The following is an 18,222-nucleotide window of genomic DNA, read 5'->3' as shown; positions in this document are numbered from 1 at the left end:
CATTCACATCCATGCAAACCATCAAGGTGAGCCACCTCACCTCAGTGGATCCTTACTATAGCCCGTATCAACTCAGGCCAGTAGGGCCGTAATCGGGCCCCGTGCGAAGTACACCAGGAAGCCCAGCGCCACCACCCACAGCAGCGGGTGGATCTTGGCATACCGCCCGGCCGCGGTGTTCACCACCACCCAGGCGATGAACCCTGCGCCAATGCCATTGGCAATGGAGTAGGTCAACGGCATGGTGATCAGGGTGAGGAACGCCGGCATGGCGCTGGAGAACCGCTTGAAGTTGATCTCGCGGATCTGCGCGCACATCAAGGTGCCCACCAGAACCAGTGCCGCGGCAGCCACCTCGATGGGAACCACGGAGGTCAGCGGCGTGAAGAACATCGAACCCAGGAACAGCACGCCGGTGATGACCGAAGCCAGCCCGGTGCGCGCTCCTTCCCCGATGCCGGCCGCCGAATCCACGTAGACGGTATTGGAGGAGGACGAGCCCATGCCTCCGGCCACCGCGCCCAGGCCCTCGACCACGAACGCGGCCTTCAGCCGCGGGAAGGTGCCGTCCTTGCGCGCCAGACCGGCATTCTTGGCCAGTCCGGTCATGGTGCCCATGGCGTCGAAGAAGTTCGTGAACACCAAGGTGAACACCAGCATCGTCGCCGCCAGCGCGCCGATCCGCCCGAAGGATCCGAACAGGTCGAACTCCCCGGCCAGCGACAAATCCGGCAACGAGACGATATTTCCCTGCAGCACCGGCATGTTCAGGTGCCAGCCATGCGGGTTATCCGCGCCGGCTGGCCCGATCCTGAACACCAGCTCGGCGATCATCGCCAGCACCGTGGAGATCACGATGCCGATCAGGATCGCGCCCTGCACCCCGCGGGCCACCAGCGCGCCCATGATCAGCAGGCCCACCACGAAGACCATGGTCGGGATCGAGACGATCGACCCGCCATCGCCCAGCTGCACCGGAGGCCCGGCGGCGGTACGGGTGACGAAGCCGGAGTCCACGAACCCGATGAAGGTGATGAACAGCCCGATGCCCACCGTAATGGCGGCCTTCAGATCCTTGGGGATGGCCCGGAAGATCGCGGTGCGCACCCCGGTCATCCCGAACAGGACGATCAGCACGCCGTTGACCACCACCAGTCCCATGGCCTCGGGCCAGGTGACGTCCTGGATCACCGAGACGGCTAGGAAGGAGTTGATGCCCAGCCCGGCGGCCAGGCCGAAGGGCAGGTTGGCGATCAGCCCGAACAGGATGGTCATGGCCCCGGCAGTCAGCGAGGTCATGGCCCCGACCTGCGCGGCCGGAAGCCAGTTGCCGGCCACATCCACGGGTGCGGCCTCGGCGCTGAATCCGCCGAGGATCAGCGGGTTGAGGATCACGATGTAGGCCATCGTGAAGAAGGTGACGATCCCGCCGCGCAATTCCCGCGCCAGCGTGGACCCGCGTTCGGTGATGCTGAAGAACGCATCCAGGATGCCGCCCGGCCCACCCGGCCGGCGCGGCTTGCTGCCGCGCTGCGTGCCCTGGGGGCCAGCTGGCAAGCGACTTGTCGTGGTCATGGTCCTGGACCTTTAGTAGTCGGTCCGGGATTCTTGCGAATCCCATGCCTTGAACGGCAACAGGTGCTCGCCGCCTTCGGACTGGAAGCAGTTCACCGGCATCAGCGAGCGGTTGGATTTTGCTTCGAAGTAGTCGTAGAACACCGCGTCGTCGAATCCGGCGGCAGCCGCATCATGCCTGTTGGCCGCGAAGAAGACCTTGCCGATGCGTGCCCACAGCGAGGTGGCCAGGCACATTGGGCAGGGTTCGCAGCTGCTGTAGAGCACGCAGCCGCTCAAGTCGAAGGTCCCCAAGGCGGCGGCCGCGGTACGGATGGCCACCACTTCGGCGTGCGCCGATGGATCATTGTTGGCCGTGACGCGGTTGACCCCTTCGAAGACCTGGCCGTCGGGGGCGACCACGACGGCGCCGAAAGGCCCGCCGGCGTTGTGGACATTTGTGGTGGCAATATCGATGGCCATCGAAAGATAGTCTTGGCCAGTGGTAGTAACGCTCATCGCGTGGCTCCTCATGCTTTGGACAAGAGAACCGCAGCGCGCTGCTTGGCGCTAGCTACCGGTTGCGCTTGTCACCTGAAATCGATCAGTTGCATGCCCGGTAGATAGCGACCCATCAGGTGGGTGCCCGCCATAGACAGCTACGAGATTATCAGCGGATTGTGACGCACGCAACAATTCTTTTGAAATCTCTTTTTCGCATCATGAACAAAAACTTGCCGTCTTGCCGCTCATCCCCTCTCCCACTAGCAGCGATCCGACGGGACTGGCCCCTCCCTCCAGCGCCGCGACTCCCGAAGCTGGATCCTTGCCCCGGCGCTCGGGTTTCCAACACATTACAGCCGCCTATCGGCGCACCGATCCGGCGGGTGAATTTAAGTTCCCTTCGGCGCAACAACCTGAGCACCTAGGCGAAATACCTCTTTGAGAAGCTCAGATGCATCAAGTGCTAGAGAAGGGATCGGATAACGTGAGCGCACAGTTAGAAGCATCTGACACATCGCAGGCACTGCAAGTGCAACCGGGACGCTGGGTCAGCAACTGGACCCCGGAGGATCCAGAATTCTGGAAGCGCACCGGATCTGCGGTAGCCAGCCAAAACCTCAAGTGGTCCATCTTCGCCGAGTTCCTCGGATTCAGCGTTTGGCAGCTTTTCGCCATTGTCGTGGTCTATCTTCCAGTAGCGGGATTCAGCTACAGCACCACGCAGCTGTTCTGGCTGATCTCCATCCCGAGCCTCGTCGGTGCCACCTTGCGCATCCCCTACACGTTCATGGTGGCCCGTTTCGGCGGGCGCAACTGGACGGTCATTTCCGCGCTGCTCCTGCTGATTCCGGCCGGCGGCATTTCGCTGGCCCTGGCTGATCCGTCCACGCCATTCTGGGTCATGCTCAGCCTTGCGGCGCTGACCGGCTTCGGCGGCGGAAATTTCGCTTCCTCGATGGCTAATATCACCTATTTCTACCCCGCTTCCCGCAAGGGATGGGCGTTGGGCCTCAACGCCGCCGGCGGCAACCTCGGCGCGGCGGTCGCCCAGCTGCTTGTACCGGTCATTGTCACGGTCTTCGCCGCCGGGGCGTTGCAGCTTCCGCTGGCAGGGATGCTCTGGATCCCGTTGATTCTGCTCTCCGCATGGGGTGCCTGGAAATACATGCACAACCTGTCGTCGGCCCGCTCAGATATCCGCGGCGCCATTGCCTGCCTGAAGGTAAAGCACCTGTGGATCATCTCCGCACTGTATGTGGGAACCTTCGGCTCCTTCATCGGATTCTCGGCAGTATTCCCCAAGCTGATCGTTGACACTTTCCCCGAATACGCGGCCTTGCCGTTGGGCACCGCAACCATCACCTTGGCCTTCCTTGGCCCGCTGGTCGCGTCCCTGGCCCGTCCATACGGAGGCAAGATCGCTGACAAGCTCGGCGGCGCACGCATCACCGTGGCGACTTTCGGAGCCATGGCCTTGATTACCGCTGCGCTAGTGCTCAGCCTGCCACGGGCCAACTTCTGGATGTTTCTATTCCTGTTCTTGCTGCTCTTCACCGCAAGCGGCATCGGCAATGGCTCGACCTACCGCATGATCCCGGCAGTCTTTGCCCTGAGCGACGAGGGAAAACAGGCAAGCCAGGTGGATTCTTCGCGCAAGGCGGCCGCCGCTCTCGGTTTGATCTCGGCCATTGGCGCCTACGGCGGCTTCCTGATTCCCCAGGCCTTGGGACTGTCCTTATCCAGCACCGGCGCCTACACCACGGCGTTCATCATCTTCATCGCGGTCTACCTGCTGCTCATGGCCACCGCATGGTTCGCCTATGCACGCTCAGGCACCCGTTTCGCCCAGCACGGAGTCTAGGATGACCGACACTCATTGCCCCTATTGCGCCCTGCAGTGCGGCATCACCTTGGAATCCAACCAGCAGGATCACGGCACCGAACCGGTGAGCCTGAGGGGACGGGACTTCGAGACCAATGGCGGGGCGCTGTGCCGCAAAGGCTATAGCGCCGCCACGCTGCTCGATCACCCAGAACGCCTGCAATCACCCCTGCTCCGCCAGCCCGATGGAAGCTTTGCCCCGGTTAGCTGGGAGCATGCGCTGGATCTGGTTGCCGAAAAGGCGCTGGGCATCCGGGCCGAATCCGGAGCCAACGCACTCGCGGTCTTCGGTTCCGGGTCGCTGACCAATGAAAAGGCCTACCAGCTGGGCAAGTTCGCGCGGCTTGCCCTGGGTACCTCGCGCATCGACTACAACGGACGGTTCTGCATGTCCTCGGCAGCCGCCGGCACCAACCGCGCCTTCGGCTTGGACCGGGGATTGCCTTTCCCGCTGGCTGATCTGGATTCGGCCGGGATGATCCTGATGCTCGGTTCCAACGTGGCCGATACGATGCCGCCCTTTGTCCGGCATCTGGCCGGAGCCCGTGAGAACGGCGGGCTGATCGTGGTTGATCCGCGCCGTTCAGCTACAGCCAAGCTCTGCGCCGATAATGCTGGCTGGCACCTGCAGCCGACCCCGGCCACCGACCTACCGCTGCTGCTGGGCTTGGCCCACGTGCTGGTGGCCGAGTCCCTGGCCGACACCAGCTACTTGGCCGCCCGCACTAACGGTTTCGATGCAGTGAAAGCCTCCTTGGCCAGCTGGTGGCCAGAACGCACCGCCCAGGTCACCGGCGTTCCTGCCGAGCAGATCCGGCACACCGCCCGGGCCCTGGCCCAGGCGGCCAGCGAAGCGAAGGCCGGCGGCAAGCCCCTCTACATCCTCACCGGCCGCGGCATCGAGCAGCATTCCAACGGCACCGATACTGTCACCGCCGCGATCAACCTCGCGCTGCTGCTCGGCTTGCCCGGAACCCTGGCCGGCGGCTACGGCACCATCACCGGCCAGGGCAACGGGCAGGGCGGTCGGGAACACGGGCAAAAGTGCGACCAGCTTCCCGGCTACCGCAAGATCACCGACCCGGAACACCGTGCGCAGGTAGCCCGCGTCTGGGGTGTTGACCCCGAAACCATTCCCGGTCCCGGGCTTCCCGCCGTTGAACTCCTCGACGCGCTAGGTACCCCCACCGGTCCGCGCATGCTGATGGTCCACGGGGCCAACCCGGTGATCTCCGCACCCGATGCGTCGCGCGTGATCCACGCACTGTCCAGGCTGGATTTCCTGGTGGTCTGCGACTTTTTCCTCTCGGAGACCGCAGCCCAAGCGGACCTGGTCTTGCCGGTGCTGCAATGGGCTGAAGAAGAAGGCAGCATGACCAACTTGGAGGGGCGGATCCTGCGCCGCCGCGCTGCCTTGGCGGCACCGGAACATGCGCGCGGCGAACTGTGGATCCTCGCCCAGCTCGCCCAGCGGCTGGATGCTCCCGGCCACTTCTCCCCCGATCCACGGGAAGTTTTCGAAGAACTCAAATTGGCTTCGGCCGGTGGCCTGGCGGACTACTCGGGGGTGCGTTGGGATGACCTCGATGCCGGGGCGGCCATCTACTGGCCGTGCCCTGCAGGCACCGAAGTGAAGGCCGGGCGCGGCATCCGCAATGGAACCCCTCGGCTATTCCTTGACGGTTTTGCGCATGCGGATCGGCGTGCAGTGCTGGTGCCAGTTGCTTTCCAACCGGAACCCCGGAAGAACAACGCGGCCGTGTCCCTGGTGACCGGCCGGCTGCTGGAGCACTACCAGTCTGGCGCCCAGACGCGCCGGGTCCCCGAGCTGGCCCAGGCCGCTCCGGAACCGCTGCTGGAAATCCATCCGGCAACCGCCCTGGCCCACCAGATTGCCCAGGGGCAGAAGGTCGTGATCAGCAATGAACGCGGTGAAGTCACCGCCCGCGCGCTGCTGACCGCTGATGCCCGGCTGGACACGGTCTTCCTGCCCTTCCACTACCCGGATTCCGGTACCGCAAACCTGCTGACCGAGGCGAAGGTCGACCCGTACAGCAAGATGCCGGAATTCAAGCACGCCCATGTTTCGCTGAGCGCTGTGAAAGAGGAACAATGAACGAGCAACGCCCGCAACGCATTATCATCATCGGCTTCGGCCCCGTCGCCGCGTCCCTTGTCGAAGGGCTGCTCCCGGCAGCGGCGGCCGGCCACTGCGCCATCACCATCATCAGCGCCGAAGACCACCTGGCCTACAACCGTGTGCTGCTCGCTGAACTGGCAGTGGGAGCCGCCGAGTTCGGGCATTTGGGCATGGTGGATCCGCAACGCCTGGCCGATGCCGGAGTCGACGTGCGCTTGGGCGTGCAGGCTACCGGCATCGATCGCTCACGGCGCCGGATCCATCTGGGCGGCAATGACTATGTGTCCTACGACCGGCTTGTTTTCGCCACTGGCGCCCGAGCGGTGATCCCCACGCTCAACGGCCTGAATTTCGATCCGCACGCTGATGCTTCACTGCCAGCCGGAGTTTTCGCCCTGCGCACGGTGGATGACGCCCACCAGCTGCGCAAATCTATCGATCTTGGCCAGCGCATTTTGATTCTCGGCGGCGGTGTTCTGGGCATTGAGGCGGCGTTGGCCATTGCGCGTACCGGGGCGCAGGCGGTGCTGGTGCATCACGGTCCGGCCCCCTTGGGACGCGTCGTGGATGCGGATGGAGGGGCGCTGCTGACGCGTAATCTGCGTGAAGCAGGTGTCGAGGTGATCCCTGGTGCGAAGGCCAGTGGCATTCAGAAGGATGCACAGGGTTTCACCGGCCTGATGACTTCCGCCCACGGACTGATCCAGGCTGATGCCCTGCTCATTTCCACGGGTGTGAGAGCCAGAACAGAGCTGGCCTCGGGCTGCGGATTACCGGTGGGCCGCGGTATTAAGACTGATGAATTCCTTTGCGCCGATACCGAGCAGCGAATTTTCGCCCTCGGTGACTGTGCCGAAGTTGCAGGACAGCCACCGGTCGGATTGCTGGCCCCGGGCTGGGCCCAAGCCGCATGGTTGTCCCAGCAGTTGTTGCGGCTGGCTGGTTCCTCTGGCTCCGAGCCGCTTGCTGCCCCGGACTTCTCTGCTTCTGATGTATTGATGCTCAAGGGACAAGGCATCGAGCTGACTGCCGCCGGCGATATCAGCGCCGGTTATTGGGACGATACCGATCTGCAGGCAACCGTCTATGCAGATCCTGCGCGCGGACGGTACCTGAAGATCGTCACCCGGCAGGATACGGTCACCGGATTCCTGGCCATGGGATTGCCGCAAACCAGTGCCGAACTCGTGCTGGCCTATGAACGGGCCACCGCGTTGCCTGAAGACCGTTCGGCCCTCTTGCGGCTGGATGATCCGGCAACGGATCAAATCGCGGCTACCCCCAGCGATGATGATCAGCTGTGCCGCTGTTCGGGCGCTACCTACGGCCAGGTAGCCTATGCTGTAGGCGCTGGTTGCACCACCGTCGCCGAGGTCGGCGAGAACTGCCGTGCGGGCACCGGATGCGGCGGGTGCAAAGCGAAGATCGAAGAGTTGCTGGCCAAGGCGCCTGCCCTGGCGTAATGACTCCAATGGGCGGTCGGCTCCCAGCTAGCTGGCCGCCCTTGCCTATGCCCGGCCGGAACGCAAAATCGCAGGGACGAAAGCCGTGAGCTTTCGTCCCTGCGTTTGGATGATGATGCGAGTTGCCTTATTCTTGCACGCCGCCGCTGGAAAATGCGATAGCCGGAGCTAGTTGGTTGCAAGCGAATCCGTCTCGTCGTTCAGTTCGTACCAGCCTTGCCAGGCCGAATGCTCGACGTTCAGGCTGCGATCTGATTTGATACTCATTTGCTCTGCTCCATCCATAGCTGTCCCTCGATTTCCATGAGCCGCTGCACTGGCAGCGGCAGCGAATCGGCGTTCAGGCATTCGCCGGTATCCAGTCGGTACACTTCCTTGTGCAGCGGGCAGGCAACGGTGGCCACGCTGGTTCCTTCGACCATGGTGTCGCCCAGAATGCCGCGGGCCATGACCTTCGCGCCGCTGTTCGGGCAGTGATGCGAGGTTGCGTAGAAGGCATCTTCTTCGGTACGGAACAGGGCTAGCTGTGTGGCCTCGAGCCACAGCGCTTCTCCCCATCCACGCTCCAGCTCTGCACTGCGGCAAAGCGGAGCCAAGCTCAAAGTAGCTTCACGGGTGTCTTCTGCAATTTGCGTGCTCATGAACGTAAGCCCTTCGTGGTTGGCATCTGCTGACATACCGAGCTTAGAAGCCGCATGTTTCGCCCGATGCTTCCAGCCGTTGCCAGTCCGTAAAGCATGCCTAACAGCAAAAATGGGCACCGTGAATCCTGGATTCTCCCGGAAATCCGCTGGTTTATCCTGTCCAATTGCCTTTGCGCAACGATTGCCCATTGCGAATGATTCGAATTTGTTTCAGCCGCTTCACCCGGCTTTCGTCTGATGGTGGAGAGAATTGCTCCGGCCGAAACACAAGGGTAATTGCGGCGCAAAGCATGCTTTCTACAGTGGACTCATCAGCCTGAAACTCACCGTTTCCCAGCGAAAGTCGAAATTGATCATGGGTACTCCACACAATGCACGCAACATCCTGGTTATCGGCGGCGGTCCCGCAGCCCACCGCTTCACCGAAGCCCTGGCCAGCCGCGCACCGCAGGATCTGAGCATCACGGTATTGACCGAAGAAACCCACCTTCCCTATGATCGCGTGGCGCTCTCCCAGGCGTTGACCAACCCCAGAGTCGATCTCACCCTCGGCGATCCGAAGCTCTGGGAAGCCGAGCATGTCACCTTGGAAACCAACGCCAAGGCCATCGCTATCGACAGCACCAAGCGCACGGTCACCACGGAAGACGGACGCATTTTCAGCTACGACGAATTGGTGCTGGCCACCGGTTCCAACGCGGCCACGTTGCCAATCGCCGGCAACGAGCACACCTTTGTGTACCGCACGCTGGAAGATGTCTGGTCCATCGCGCAGAAGGTCAAGGAACTTTCAGCTTCCCTGGGCCGCACCCCGGTGGTAGCTACCATCGGTGGCGGGCTGCTCGGTTTGGAAGCTGCCGCGGGTGCCCAAGCACTGGGTGCGGAGGCAGTGGTCATTGATGGCGGCAAATGGCTGATGGGCACCCAGCTGGATGAAGGCGCTGGCCAAGCCATGGGCCGGCTCATCGAGCAAACCGGATTCACCGTCCACAACGGCGTTTTCCCGCAGGAAATCCTGACCAGCCAGGAGTCCGGCAGCACGGCTGTCACCGGCGTGCTGATGGCTGATGAACGCACCATCGATGCGGATATGGTGGTCGTTTCGATCGGTGTTCGTCCCCGCGATGAACTGATCCGCAATTACAACGCGGCCCTTGACGAAGCAGGAAGCCCGGCACCCCGTTTCGGCATGGGCCCCCGCGGCGGCGTGGTCATCGACGCGCATTGCGCCACCGATATCGAGCACATCTGGGCTATCGGCGAGGTCGCGAACTACGAGGGTTTCTGCATCGGCCTGGTCGCTCCGGCCAACGCCATGGCGGAAATAGTGGCCGAACAGCTGGCCGGGGGCGAAGCCGAATTCGCTGGCTTCGACACCGCCACCAAGCTCAAGCTCTCCGGTGTGGATGTGGCCAGCTTCGGCGATGGCTTCGCCCGCGCCGAGGGGGCGCTGGAAGTGGTCTATGCCGATGCCCCGCGTGGCCTGTACCAGAAGCTCGTGGTTTCCTCCGATGCCAACACACTGCTCGGCGGCATTTTCGTTGGCGATGCCACCCCGTACCAGTCGCTGCGTCCTTTACTCGGACGGGAGCTGCCCGGCGAACCAGGCGCGTACCTCAGCGCCTTGGGCGGCGAAGCGCCGGAGGGCGAACTGCCCGATGATGCGGTGCTGTGCTCCTGCAATTCGGTCACCGCCGGCACCATCCGCGATGCCGTTTCCGGTTGTGGTTGTTTCGAGGGCGAAGCTCCGGTGACCACCGTTTCCGGGTTGAAGGGGTGCACCCGTGCCGGCACCCAGTGCGGGTCCTGCGTGCCGATGCTCAAGAAGCTCATGGAAGCGCAGATGCTCAAGGACGGCGCGGAAGTTTCCACCGCCCTGTGCGAGCATATTTCCTTCTCCCGTCCGGAGCTCTACGAAGCCATCCGCGTGGCCGGGTTGCAGGCCATCGGCGAGGTGATGGAACGCTTCGGCACCGGCCAGGGCTGCGATATCTGCAAGCCGGTGATCGCCAATATCCTCTCCTCGCAGACCAGCGCCCACCCGATGGATGCAGGTCTTGCCGGCGCCCAGGACACCAACGACCGCGTGCTGGCCAATATGCAGAAGGACGGCACCTACTCGGTGGTGCCGCGCATCCCGGGCGGGGAGATCACCCCCGAGAAGCTCGGCGTGATTGCAGCGGTGGCGCAGAAATACGGCCTGTACACCAAGCTCACCGGCGGCCTGCGCATCGACATGTTCGGCGCCCGCTTGGAGCAGCTGCCCGAGATCTGGCGCGAGCTGGTGGACGCCGGCTTCGAATCGGGCCAGGCCTACGGCAAGTCGCTGCGCAATGTGAAGACCTGCGTCGGTTCATCCTGGTGCCGATACGGCATGCTCGATTCCACCGCGCTGGGCATCGAAATGGAGCTGCGCTACCGGGGCCTGCGGGCACCGCACAAGCTGAAGATGGGCGTTTCGGGCTGTGCCCGCGAGTGCGCCGAGGCCCGCGCCAAGGACATCGGCGTGATCGCCACCACCGATGGCTGGAACCTGTATGTGGGCGGCAACGGCGGCGCCAACCCGGCCCATGCCCAACTGCTGGCCGGCGGGCTGGATGATCAAACGCTGTTCAAGTACATCGACCGCTACCTGATGTACTACATCCGCACCGCGGACAAGCTGCAGCGCACCGCGCATTGGCTGCAGGACCTGGATGGCGGATTGGAACGGGCCAAGCAGGTGGTGATCGAGGATTCGCTGGGCCTGGCCGACGAGTTGGAAGCGGCCATGGAAACCCACGTGGCCAACTACGAGGACGAGTGGGCCGCCACCTTGGCCGACCCGGTGAAGCTCAAGCGCTTCCGTTCCTTCGTGAACACCGCCGCACCGGATACCGAGCTGGAATATGTTTCCGAGCGCGGACAGCAGCGCCCCGCCGAGCCGGTGGCACTAGGTGCCAGCATCCCGGTCGGGGCGCCGCAAGGCTAGGAACGGCATCCCACCCGTGCTGCCTACCAGCGCGGGTGGATCTGTTCGCGCAGCTTGGCGTCGTAGAGGTCGCGGACCGAGGCGTTGAATCCCTCGGAGATCCGCAGCGAGCCGGCAGCCGCGTTCGCGCGGGCCTGCTGTGCGTTGCGGGCTCCGGGGATGATGGTGCTCACCCCGTCCTGGGCGGCCAGCCAAGCCAAAGCCACCTGGGCACTGGTGGCTTCGGGCGCCTCGGCGGCAGCCAGCTTGGCGAACTCGCCAGCGGCTTGAAGACCGGTGGCGTAGTCCACGCCGGAGAAGGTCTCCCCGACGTCGAAGGAGGAGCCGTCGCGGTTGAAGTTGCGGTGGTCGTCCTTGGCGAACTCGGTCTGCAGGGTGTAGCGGTTAGTCAGCAATCCGCTGGCCAGCGGCACCCGGGCGATGATCCCCACCCCTGCCTCGCGGGCTGCTGGAAGCACGGTTTCCAGCGGCTTGTGGCGGAAGGCGTTGATGATGATCTGCACGGTGGCAATGTTCGGGCGGGCAATTGCCGCCAGCGCCTCATCCACGGTTTCCACCGAAACGCCGTAGTTGGCCATCCGGCCTTCATCCACCATGGTGTCCAGCGCATCGTAGATCGCATCGGTGGAGTACACCGGGGTTGGCGGGCAGTGCAGCTGGACCAGGTCCAGGGTGTCCACGCCCAGGTTCTTGCGGGAGCGGTCATTCCACGCGCGGAAGGCATCCAGGTTGTAGTTCTCCGGCAGCTGCTCGACACGGCGGCCCATTTTGGTGGCCACGGTGACCCCGGCATCCGGGTTGGCCTTCAGCCAAGTGCCGATCAGCTGCTCGCTGCGGCCATCGCCGTAGACATCGGCGGTGTCGAAGAAGTTCACCCCGGCTTCGTAGGCGGCATCGAGTACGGCAAGCGCGTCGGTCTCGTCTACCGAGCCCCAGTCAGCGCCTAGTTGCCAGGTGCCCAGGCCAATGGCCGACACGTTGCGGTGGGTACGTCCAAGTTCTCGTTTTTGCATGCCTCCGAGTCTAGTGCCCGCAGTGCATATTTCCGGTCGATGGCAGATCATATTTCCGTGTTGCGGTGTCTGAATTTGTTCTCAATTATCTAAACGATAGAATATAAATTACCGTCACACCATCGAGGAGATCATGTTCCCCACTATTCTTGCGGTCATTTGCGCCGTCGTAGGATTGCTCGTCATGCTTGCCAGCAAATCCATGAAGCCAGAAAACAAGAACCGCTCTTCCACGCGCTTCACCGGAATCAGCATCTTCATCGTCTCGCTGATTGTGCTGGCCATCATGTCCACCACCATCGTGCAGCCACGCACTGTAGGCGTGAAGGTCGCGCTGGGCAAGCCAACCTCCGTGGTGAGCAACGGCTTCCACCTGAAGTGGCCATGGGAAAAGGTCGAGAAGCTGGATGGCTCGGTGCAGAACGATGTCTACTCCGCCAGCAGCGCCATCCCGGTTCGCCTGGGCAACAACGGCCGAGCCGACGTTGACGCCTCGATCCAGTGGCAGCTGAAGACCGACGATGCGATGGACGTGTTCCTGGATTACCGCACCTTCGAGGGCATCCAGTCCAACCTCGTCGACCGCAACTTCCGCGCCGCTTTGAACGAGGTCATGGCCACCTATGATCCGCTGGAATACGGCGAACCGGCCAGCGGCGGCCAGGACCTGGAAGGCCTAGCGAAGTCCGTTCAGGAAAAGATGCAGGCCAAGGTCAAGACCCAGATCGAGATCCGCTCGGTTACCTTGCCGATCATCAACTTCGACGAGCCGACGCAGAACCGCATCAACGAGCTGCAGGCGGAAACCGCCAAGACCCGCGTGGCCCAGCAGCGCAAGCAGACCAGCACCGCTGAAGCAGAAGCTAACAAGATCCTGGAACGCTCGCTGACTCCGGAAACCTTGACGTCCAAGTGCTTGGACATTGTCGCGGAGTCCGGCCAGAGCCCTATCGGCTGCTTCCCGAATTCTGGGGTCCAGCCCATCACCATGACCGGTGATAAGCAGAAGGACTCCAACCAGTAGCAGCCTTCACGCCAAACGCCCCAGTTCACGCTTGTGAACTGGGGCGTTTTGCTCTTCGGATTCGGAGTTGCCGCTAGCCCTGCGGCATCGGACGGTCACCGGCGTGGCCTGGCTGCTCCGAGATGACCTGGATTTCCAGGCCCTTCGAGTCGTACAGCTTGCCATCGATCAGGCGGTCGCCGTCTTCAAGGCCGGCCAGCTGGTACTTGTAAACGGTGCGCAGCGACGTTTCCTTCTTGCCCCAGTTCAGCTCGTTGAAGATGATGTTCAGCAGCACCGCCATGATGGTGGCCGAGGAGATGCTCGACTGGAAGATGGTGCCAACCCAGGCAGGGAATTCGGCGTAGAAGTCGGGCTTCACCATGGGAATGCAGCCGAAGGCCAGCGAGGTCGCGATGATCAGCATGTTCATGTTGTCATCCTTGGCCTTGGCCAAGGTGCGGATGCCTGCGGCCGCTACCGAGCCGAACAGCACCACGCCGGCGCCGCCCAGCACCGGGGAGGGGATGGAGGCGACCACGCGGCCAAGCACTGGCAGCAGGCCGAGGACCACCAGGATGCCGCCGCCGGCGGCCACCACGAAGCGGCTCTTCACACCGGTAATGGCCACCAGCCCGACGTTCTGCGCGAAGGCGGACTGGGTGAAGGTGTTGAAGATCGGGGCGACGGTGGAGGAGAGCATGTCGGCGCGCAGGCCGTTGGCGATGCGCCGCGAATCCACCTTGGATCCGGTCACTTCGGCCACGGCGAGCATGTCTGCGGTGGTTTCGGTATAGGTCACCAGGATGACGATCATCATCGAGATGATGGCACCGATCTCGAAGACCGGGGCGCCGAAGGCGAACGGCGTGGGAACCGCGAAAATGTCGCCGGTGAGCACCTGCGAGAAATCAGCCATGCCCATGAACACGGCCACCAGGGTGCCCAGGGCAATGGACAGCAGGATCGACAGGCGCGAGAGCGCAGGGATGCCGGACTTGGACAGCGCCAGCAGGATCAGCAGGGTAATGGCGGCCAGCGCGATGTTCTTGATCGAGCCATAGGAATCCCCTGCGCCCGCCCCGCCCATGGCCCAGTCGGCGGTGACCGGGAAGAGCGAGACGCCGATAATCGTGATCACCACGCCGGTGACCACCGGCGGGAAGAAGCGCAGCAGCTTGGCGAAGAACGGGGCGATGACAATGCCTATGGCCCCCGAGGCGAGCACCGCGCCGAAGACTGCCGGCATGTCTCCCCCGCCGTTGAGGATGGCGATCATGGTGGCCACGCCGGAGAAGGAAGTGCCCTGGACCAGCGGCAGCTGGGCGCCGAAGAATGGCACGCCCAGGGTTTGCAGGATGGTGGCCAGGCCGCCGATGAACAGGCAGCTGGCGACGAGCACGCCCATTTCGGCCGTGTCCATTCCCGCAGCCCCGCCCATCACCAGCGGCGGGGCAATGATGCCGCCGTACATGGTCAGCACATGCTGGAAACCGTAGGCCACGGTTTTCGGCGCGGGCAGGCGTTCGTCTTCGGGTCTGATGCTCTCAGCGGATTGGCTGCGGGCAGCACTCATGGGGAGTTTCCTCTTCGGTGGACTGCGGATTGGCGCACCCCATGCGTTCGGGATGCGCCCCGCCGTCAATTCTCCCGCACAAGCCCGCCAGGTTGACAGCTGGTGAACCCCAAATGGCTGCGAGGTGCATTACGTCAAGCGCTTAGCACTGCTCCAGTTCAGCTATCCAGCGTGCGTCCGGGCTGCTGGGTGTGCTCGACGAAACGCACCATCATCGCCTTGAAACCCGGGGTATTGGACTCGCGGGCCACCAGATCGCGGTGCACCAGCGCGTTGGCCTCCGGGTAGTAGGCCGCCACGCAGCCCTTGGCCGTCGGGTAGGACACCAGGCGGAAACGGTTGGCGCGGCGCTCGGAGCCGGCGAAGGTGGAGATCACGTCCACCAGGTCGCGGTCGCTGTACCCGGTCTCGGCCAGGTCCTCCGGGTTAATCAGGATGACCCGGCGGCCATCCTTGATCCCGCGGTAGCGGTCATCGAGCCCGTAGAAGGTGGTGTTGTACTGGTCGTGGCTGCGCATGGTCTGCAGGATCAGGTGGCCTTCGGGGGCTTCCAAGGCCTCGAACTCGGAGACGGTGAAGCGGCCCTTGCCGATGTCCGTGGCAAAGGAGCGGGTATCGCGCGGCGGATTGGGCAGCACGAAGCCGTTCTTTTCCCGCACCCGGGTGTTGAAGTCCTCGAAGCCGGGCAGCACCTTCTCGATGTGGTCGCGGATCACGTCGTAGTCCTCGGCCATGGCACGCCAGTTGACCGGGTGCCCATCGCCCAGGATGGCCTGGGCCATGCGGGCAACGATGACCGGTTCGCCCAGCAGGTGCTCGGAGACCGGGGTGAGCCGGCCGCGGGTGGACTTGATCACCGACATGGAGTCCTCCACAGAAAGGAACTGCGCACCGGTGGGGTGCTTGTCGTCCTTGTCGGTGCGGCCCAGGGTCGGCAGGATCAGCGAGGTCTTGCCGTGCACCACATGCGAGCGGTTGGGCTTGGTGGAGATGTGCACGGTCAGCTTGGCACGCTGCATGCCCGCCTCCAGCGCTTCGGTGTCCGAGTTGGCCAGGGCGAAGTTGCCGCCCATGGAGACGAATACGTCCACTTCGTCCTTCTCGAAGGCATGCAGGGCCTCGGTGGAATCGTAGCCGTGGGCGCGCGGGGATTCGATGCCGAATTCGGCGTCCAGCGCTTCGAGCAGCTGCTCGCCGGGCTTCTCCCAGATGCCCATGGTGCGATCGCCCTGCACATTGGAGTGCCCGCGCACCGGGCAGGCGCCAGCACCTGGCTTGCCGAAGTTGCCCTGCAAAAGCAGCAGGTTGATGATTTCCTTCAGCGTCGGCACCGAGTGCGGCTGCTGGGTCAGGCCCAGCGCCCAGCAGATGATGGTGGCCTTGGACTTGGCCAGCAGCATCGCGATCTCGGTGATCTGGGTGCGGGTCAGTCCGGTGGCCTCCTCGGTAGCTTCCCAGTCCAAGGTGGCGCGCGCGGCCTGGTAGGCCTCGAACCCGTCGGTGACCGCGGCGATGAACTCGTGGTCCACCACGGTGCCCGGATGCTTCTTCTCTTCTTCGAGCAGCAGGTGGCCGAAGGCCTGGAACAGGGCCAGGTCGCCACCGACCTTGATCTGCAGGAAGTCGCTGGAAATCGGGTCGGCCTTGCCCAGCATGCCGCCCACGGTCTGCGGGTCCTTGAACCCGAAGAAGCCTGCCTCCGGCAGCGGGTTCACGGCAACGATGCGGGCGCCGCGCTTGCGCGCATCGGCCAGCGCGGAGAGCATGCGTGGATGGTTGGTGCCGGGGTTCTGGCCCACCACGAAGATCAGGTCCGCATGATCGAAGTCTTCCAATGACACGGTGCCCTTGCCGATGCCGATGGTCGGGTTCAGTGCGCTGCCCGAGGATTCGTGGCACATGTTCGAGCAGTCGGGCAGGTTGTTGGTGCCCAGCGAGCGGGCGAGCAGCTGGTACATGAACGCGGTCTCGTTCGCGGTGCGCCCGGAGGTGTAGAACACGCACTTGTCCGGGGTGGTCGCGTTCACGTGCTCGGCGATGGTCGAGAAGGCCTGCGCCCAACTGATCGGGGAGTAGTGGGTCTCCCCCTCGCGAATGATCATCGGAGCGGTGATCCGGCCCTGCGAGCCCAGCCAGTATTCGGTCTTGTCGCGCAGGTCCTCGATGGAGTGCTGCGCAAACCACTCCGGGGTGACGGTGCGGGCGCTGGCTTCCTCGGCGATGGCCTTGGCGCCGTTCTCGCAGAACTCGGCGGGCTTGCGCTTGCCGGTGATGGATTCAGGCCACGCGCAGCCCGGGCAGTCGAAGCCGTCGTGCTGGTTGACGCGCAGCATCGAACGCAGGGTACGCGACGGGCCGGCTTCGGCGAAGCCGCGCTCCATGGATACCATCACGGCCTTCAAGCCGGCGGCGGCGTGCTTGGGTTCGCTGACCTTCAGTTCATCTTCGTTGATGTCCTTTTTGGGTGCCGAACGATGCATGAGACCCTCCTATTGGTAGCGCGGCCGGTACTGATATCCAGCTCACATATTACAAGGCTACGCCCTGATCACCCGATCCGCATGTGTATAAATGTTCACGCTGTGCCTGCGGGAAAAAGCGGCCAGCGTCAGACCCGATTCCTCGGCCAGGTCAGCGGCCAGCGACGAGGGCGCGCTGACCGCTGCGAGCACCGGAATTCCGGCCATCGCTGCCTTCTGCACCAGTTCGAAGGAGGCGCGTCCGGAGACCTGCAGGACGGTGTCGCCCAGTGGCAGCAACCCGTCGCGCAGGGCCGCTCCGATGACCTTGTCCACCGCATTATGACGCCCGACGTCTTCGCGCAGGATCAGCAATTCCCCGGCGGTGGAGAACAATCCGGCCGCGTGCACTCCCCCGGTGGCGGAGAACAGCTGCTGCGATTCGCGCAAGGTGTCAGGCAGGCCCAGCAGCGTTTCCAGCCCAACCCGCCCCGATTCAGGGGAGGGTGCGAAGGCGGCTTTCTTGCGCACTTCGTCAATGGAGTTGGTGCCGCAGATCCCGCAGGCTGAACTGGTGACCACATTGCGGGCAGCCAGGAGATCAGGATGCTTCGCCCCCGCGCCCAGCTGCACCTCGATGACGTTATAGGTCTGGTTGCCTGCTTCATCGGTGCCGGCGCAGTAGCGCAGGGAGGCCAGATGCTCGGGCGCGGAAATGATTCCCTCGCCCACCAGGAATCCGGTGACCATGTCGAAGTCGTCGCCCGGGGTGCGCATGGAGGTGGTGTAGGAGGTATGGCCGAAGCGGATCTCCAGCGGCTCCTCGCCAGCCAGCTTCTCCTCGCGGACGCGGGAGCCCTCCAGCGTTGCCCTGACCACGCGGCGGCGCACGATCTTGCGACCCATTTAAACGCTCCTTGTGCTACATCTTGCGGCTTCCGCCGCTTGCCGCATACTGCTAGAGGACACTCTACGTTTACAGACCCCGGCTCGGCCAACCCCCATGCTGGATT

The 18,222-nt window shown here is 63.6% G+C and carries 12 protein-coding genes; 5 read left to right on the top strand and 7 right to left on the bottom strand.

All coding sequences use genetic code 11. The features are described from left to right. Positions 1–72: 72 nt before the first annotated feature. On the bottom strand, positions 73–1,575 hold the full coding sequence (locus ACNPN0_RS10035; protein ID WP_332498715.1) for an NCS2 family permease: 1,503 nt from the start codon (positions 1,573–1,575) through the stop codon (positions 73–75). Between the two features lie 12 nt (positions 1,576–1,587). Next, on the bottom strand, positions 1,588–2,073 hold the full coding sequence (locus ACNPN0_RS10030) for a nucleoside deaminase (RefSeq protein ID WP_105656196.1): 486 nt from the start codon (positions 2,071–2,073) through the stop codon (positions 1,588–1,590). 436 nt (positions 2,074–2,509) lie between these two features. On the opposite strand from ACNPN0_RS10030, the gene ACNPN0_RS10025 reads away from it, so the two are divergent. Genes ACNPN0_RS10025 through ACNPN0_RS10015 form a run of 3 tightly spaced genes read left to right on the top strand, consistent with a single transcriptional unit; the run spans position 2,510 to position 7,543 of the window. Next, on the top strand, positions 2,510–3,919 hold the full coding sequence (locus tag ACNPN0_RS10025; protein WP_105656195.1) for an MFS transporter: 1,410 nt from the start codon (positions 2,510–2,512) through the stop codon (positions 3,917–3,919). A 1-nt stretch (position 3,920) separates the two neighbouring features. Beyond that, positions 3,921–6,056 carry a molybdopterin oxidoreductase family protein gene (locus tag ACNPN0_RS10020; RefSeq protein WP_448937772.1) on the top strand — a complete coding sequence of 712 codons (2,136 nt, stop codon included), beginning with the start codon at positions 3,921–3,923 and terminating at the stop codon, positions 6,054–6,056. Further along, entirely contained in the window at positions 6,053–7,543 is a 1,491-nt protein-coding gene (locus ACNPN0_RS10015) for an FAD-dependent oxidoreductase (protein ID WP_400341294.1), read from the top strand. Before ACNPN0_RS10020 ends, ACNPN0_RS10015 begins: the two co-directional genes overlap by 4 nt. Positions 7,544–7,806: 263 nt before the next feature. Here ACNPN0_RS10015 and nirD read toward each other — a convergent pair whose 3' ends face one another. Further along, positions 7,807–8,184 (bottom strand): nitrite reductase small subunit NirD, encoded by a 378-nt coding sequence (nirD, locus tag ACNPN0_RS10010; protein ID WP_105662151.1) that lies wholly within the window; start codon positions 8,182–8,184, stop codon positions 7,807–7,809. Positions 8,185–8,542: 358 nt separating this feature from the next. Between nirD and nirB the strand changes: the two genes are divergently transcribed. Next, on the top strand, positions 8,543–11,158 hold the full coding sequence (gene nirB / locus ACNPN0_RS10005; RefSeq protein ID WP_448937773.1) for a nitrite reductase large subunit NirB: 2,616 nt from the start codon (positions 8,543–8,545) through the stop codon (positions 11,156–11,158). 23 nt (positions 11,159–11,181) lie between these two features. On the opposite strand, the gene ACNPN0_RS10000 is transcribed toward nirB, so the two are convergent. Next, positions 11,182–12,171, bottom strand: a complete 990-nt coding sequence (locus tag ACNPN0_RS10000) for an aldo/keto reductase (protein WP_105656191.1) — start codon at positions 12,169–12,171, stop codon at positions 11,182–11,184. Positions 12,172–12,304: 133 nt separating this feature from the next. Between ACNPN0_RS10000 and ACNPN0_RS09995 the strand changes: the two genes are divergently transcribed. Beyond that, positions 12,305–13,195 carry an SPFH domain-containing protein gene (locus tag ACNPN0_RS09995; RefSeq protein WP_105656190.1) on the top strand — a complete coding sequence of 297 codons (891 nt, stop codon included), beginning with the start codon at positions 12,305–12,307 and terminating at the stop codon, positions 13,193–13,195. Between the two features lie 73 nt (positions 13,196–13,268). Here ACNPN0_RS09995 and ACNPN0_RS09990 read toward each other — a convergent pair whose 3' ends face one another. The 3 genes from ACNPN0_RS09990 to fdhD form a co-directional block, all read right to left on the bottom strand. Next, positions 13,269–14,750 carry a nucleobase:cation symporter-2 family protein gene (locus tag ACNPN0_RS09990; protein WP_448937774.1) on the bottom strand — a complete coding sequence of 494 codons (1,482 nt, stop codon included), beginning with the start codon at positions 14,748–14,750 and terminating at the stop codon, positions 13,269–13,271. A gap of 158 nt (positions 14,751–14,908) precedes the next feature. After that, positions 14,909–17,230 (bottom strand): FdhF/YdeP family oxidoreductase, encoded by a 2,322-nt coding sequence (locus ACNPN0_RS09985; RefSeq protein WP_448937775.1) that lies wholly within the window; start codon positions 17,228–17,230, stop codon positions 14,909–14,911. 57 nt (positions 17,231–17,287) lie between these two features. Beyond that, entirely contained in the window at positions 17,288–18,115 is an 828-nt protein-coding gene (gene fdhD, locus ACNPN0_RS09980; RefSeq protein WP_105656187.1) for a formate dehydrogenase accessory sulfurtransferase FdhD, read from the bottom strand. Between the last annotated feature and the right edge of the window lie 107 nt (positions 18,116–18,222).

The organism is Glutamicibacter sp. AGC84, from assembly GCF_053543575.1.
This window is presented reverse-complemented; position numbering and strand designations above follow the sequence as displayed.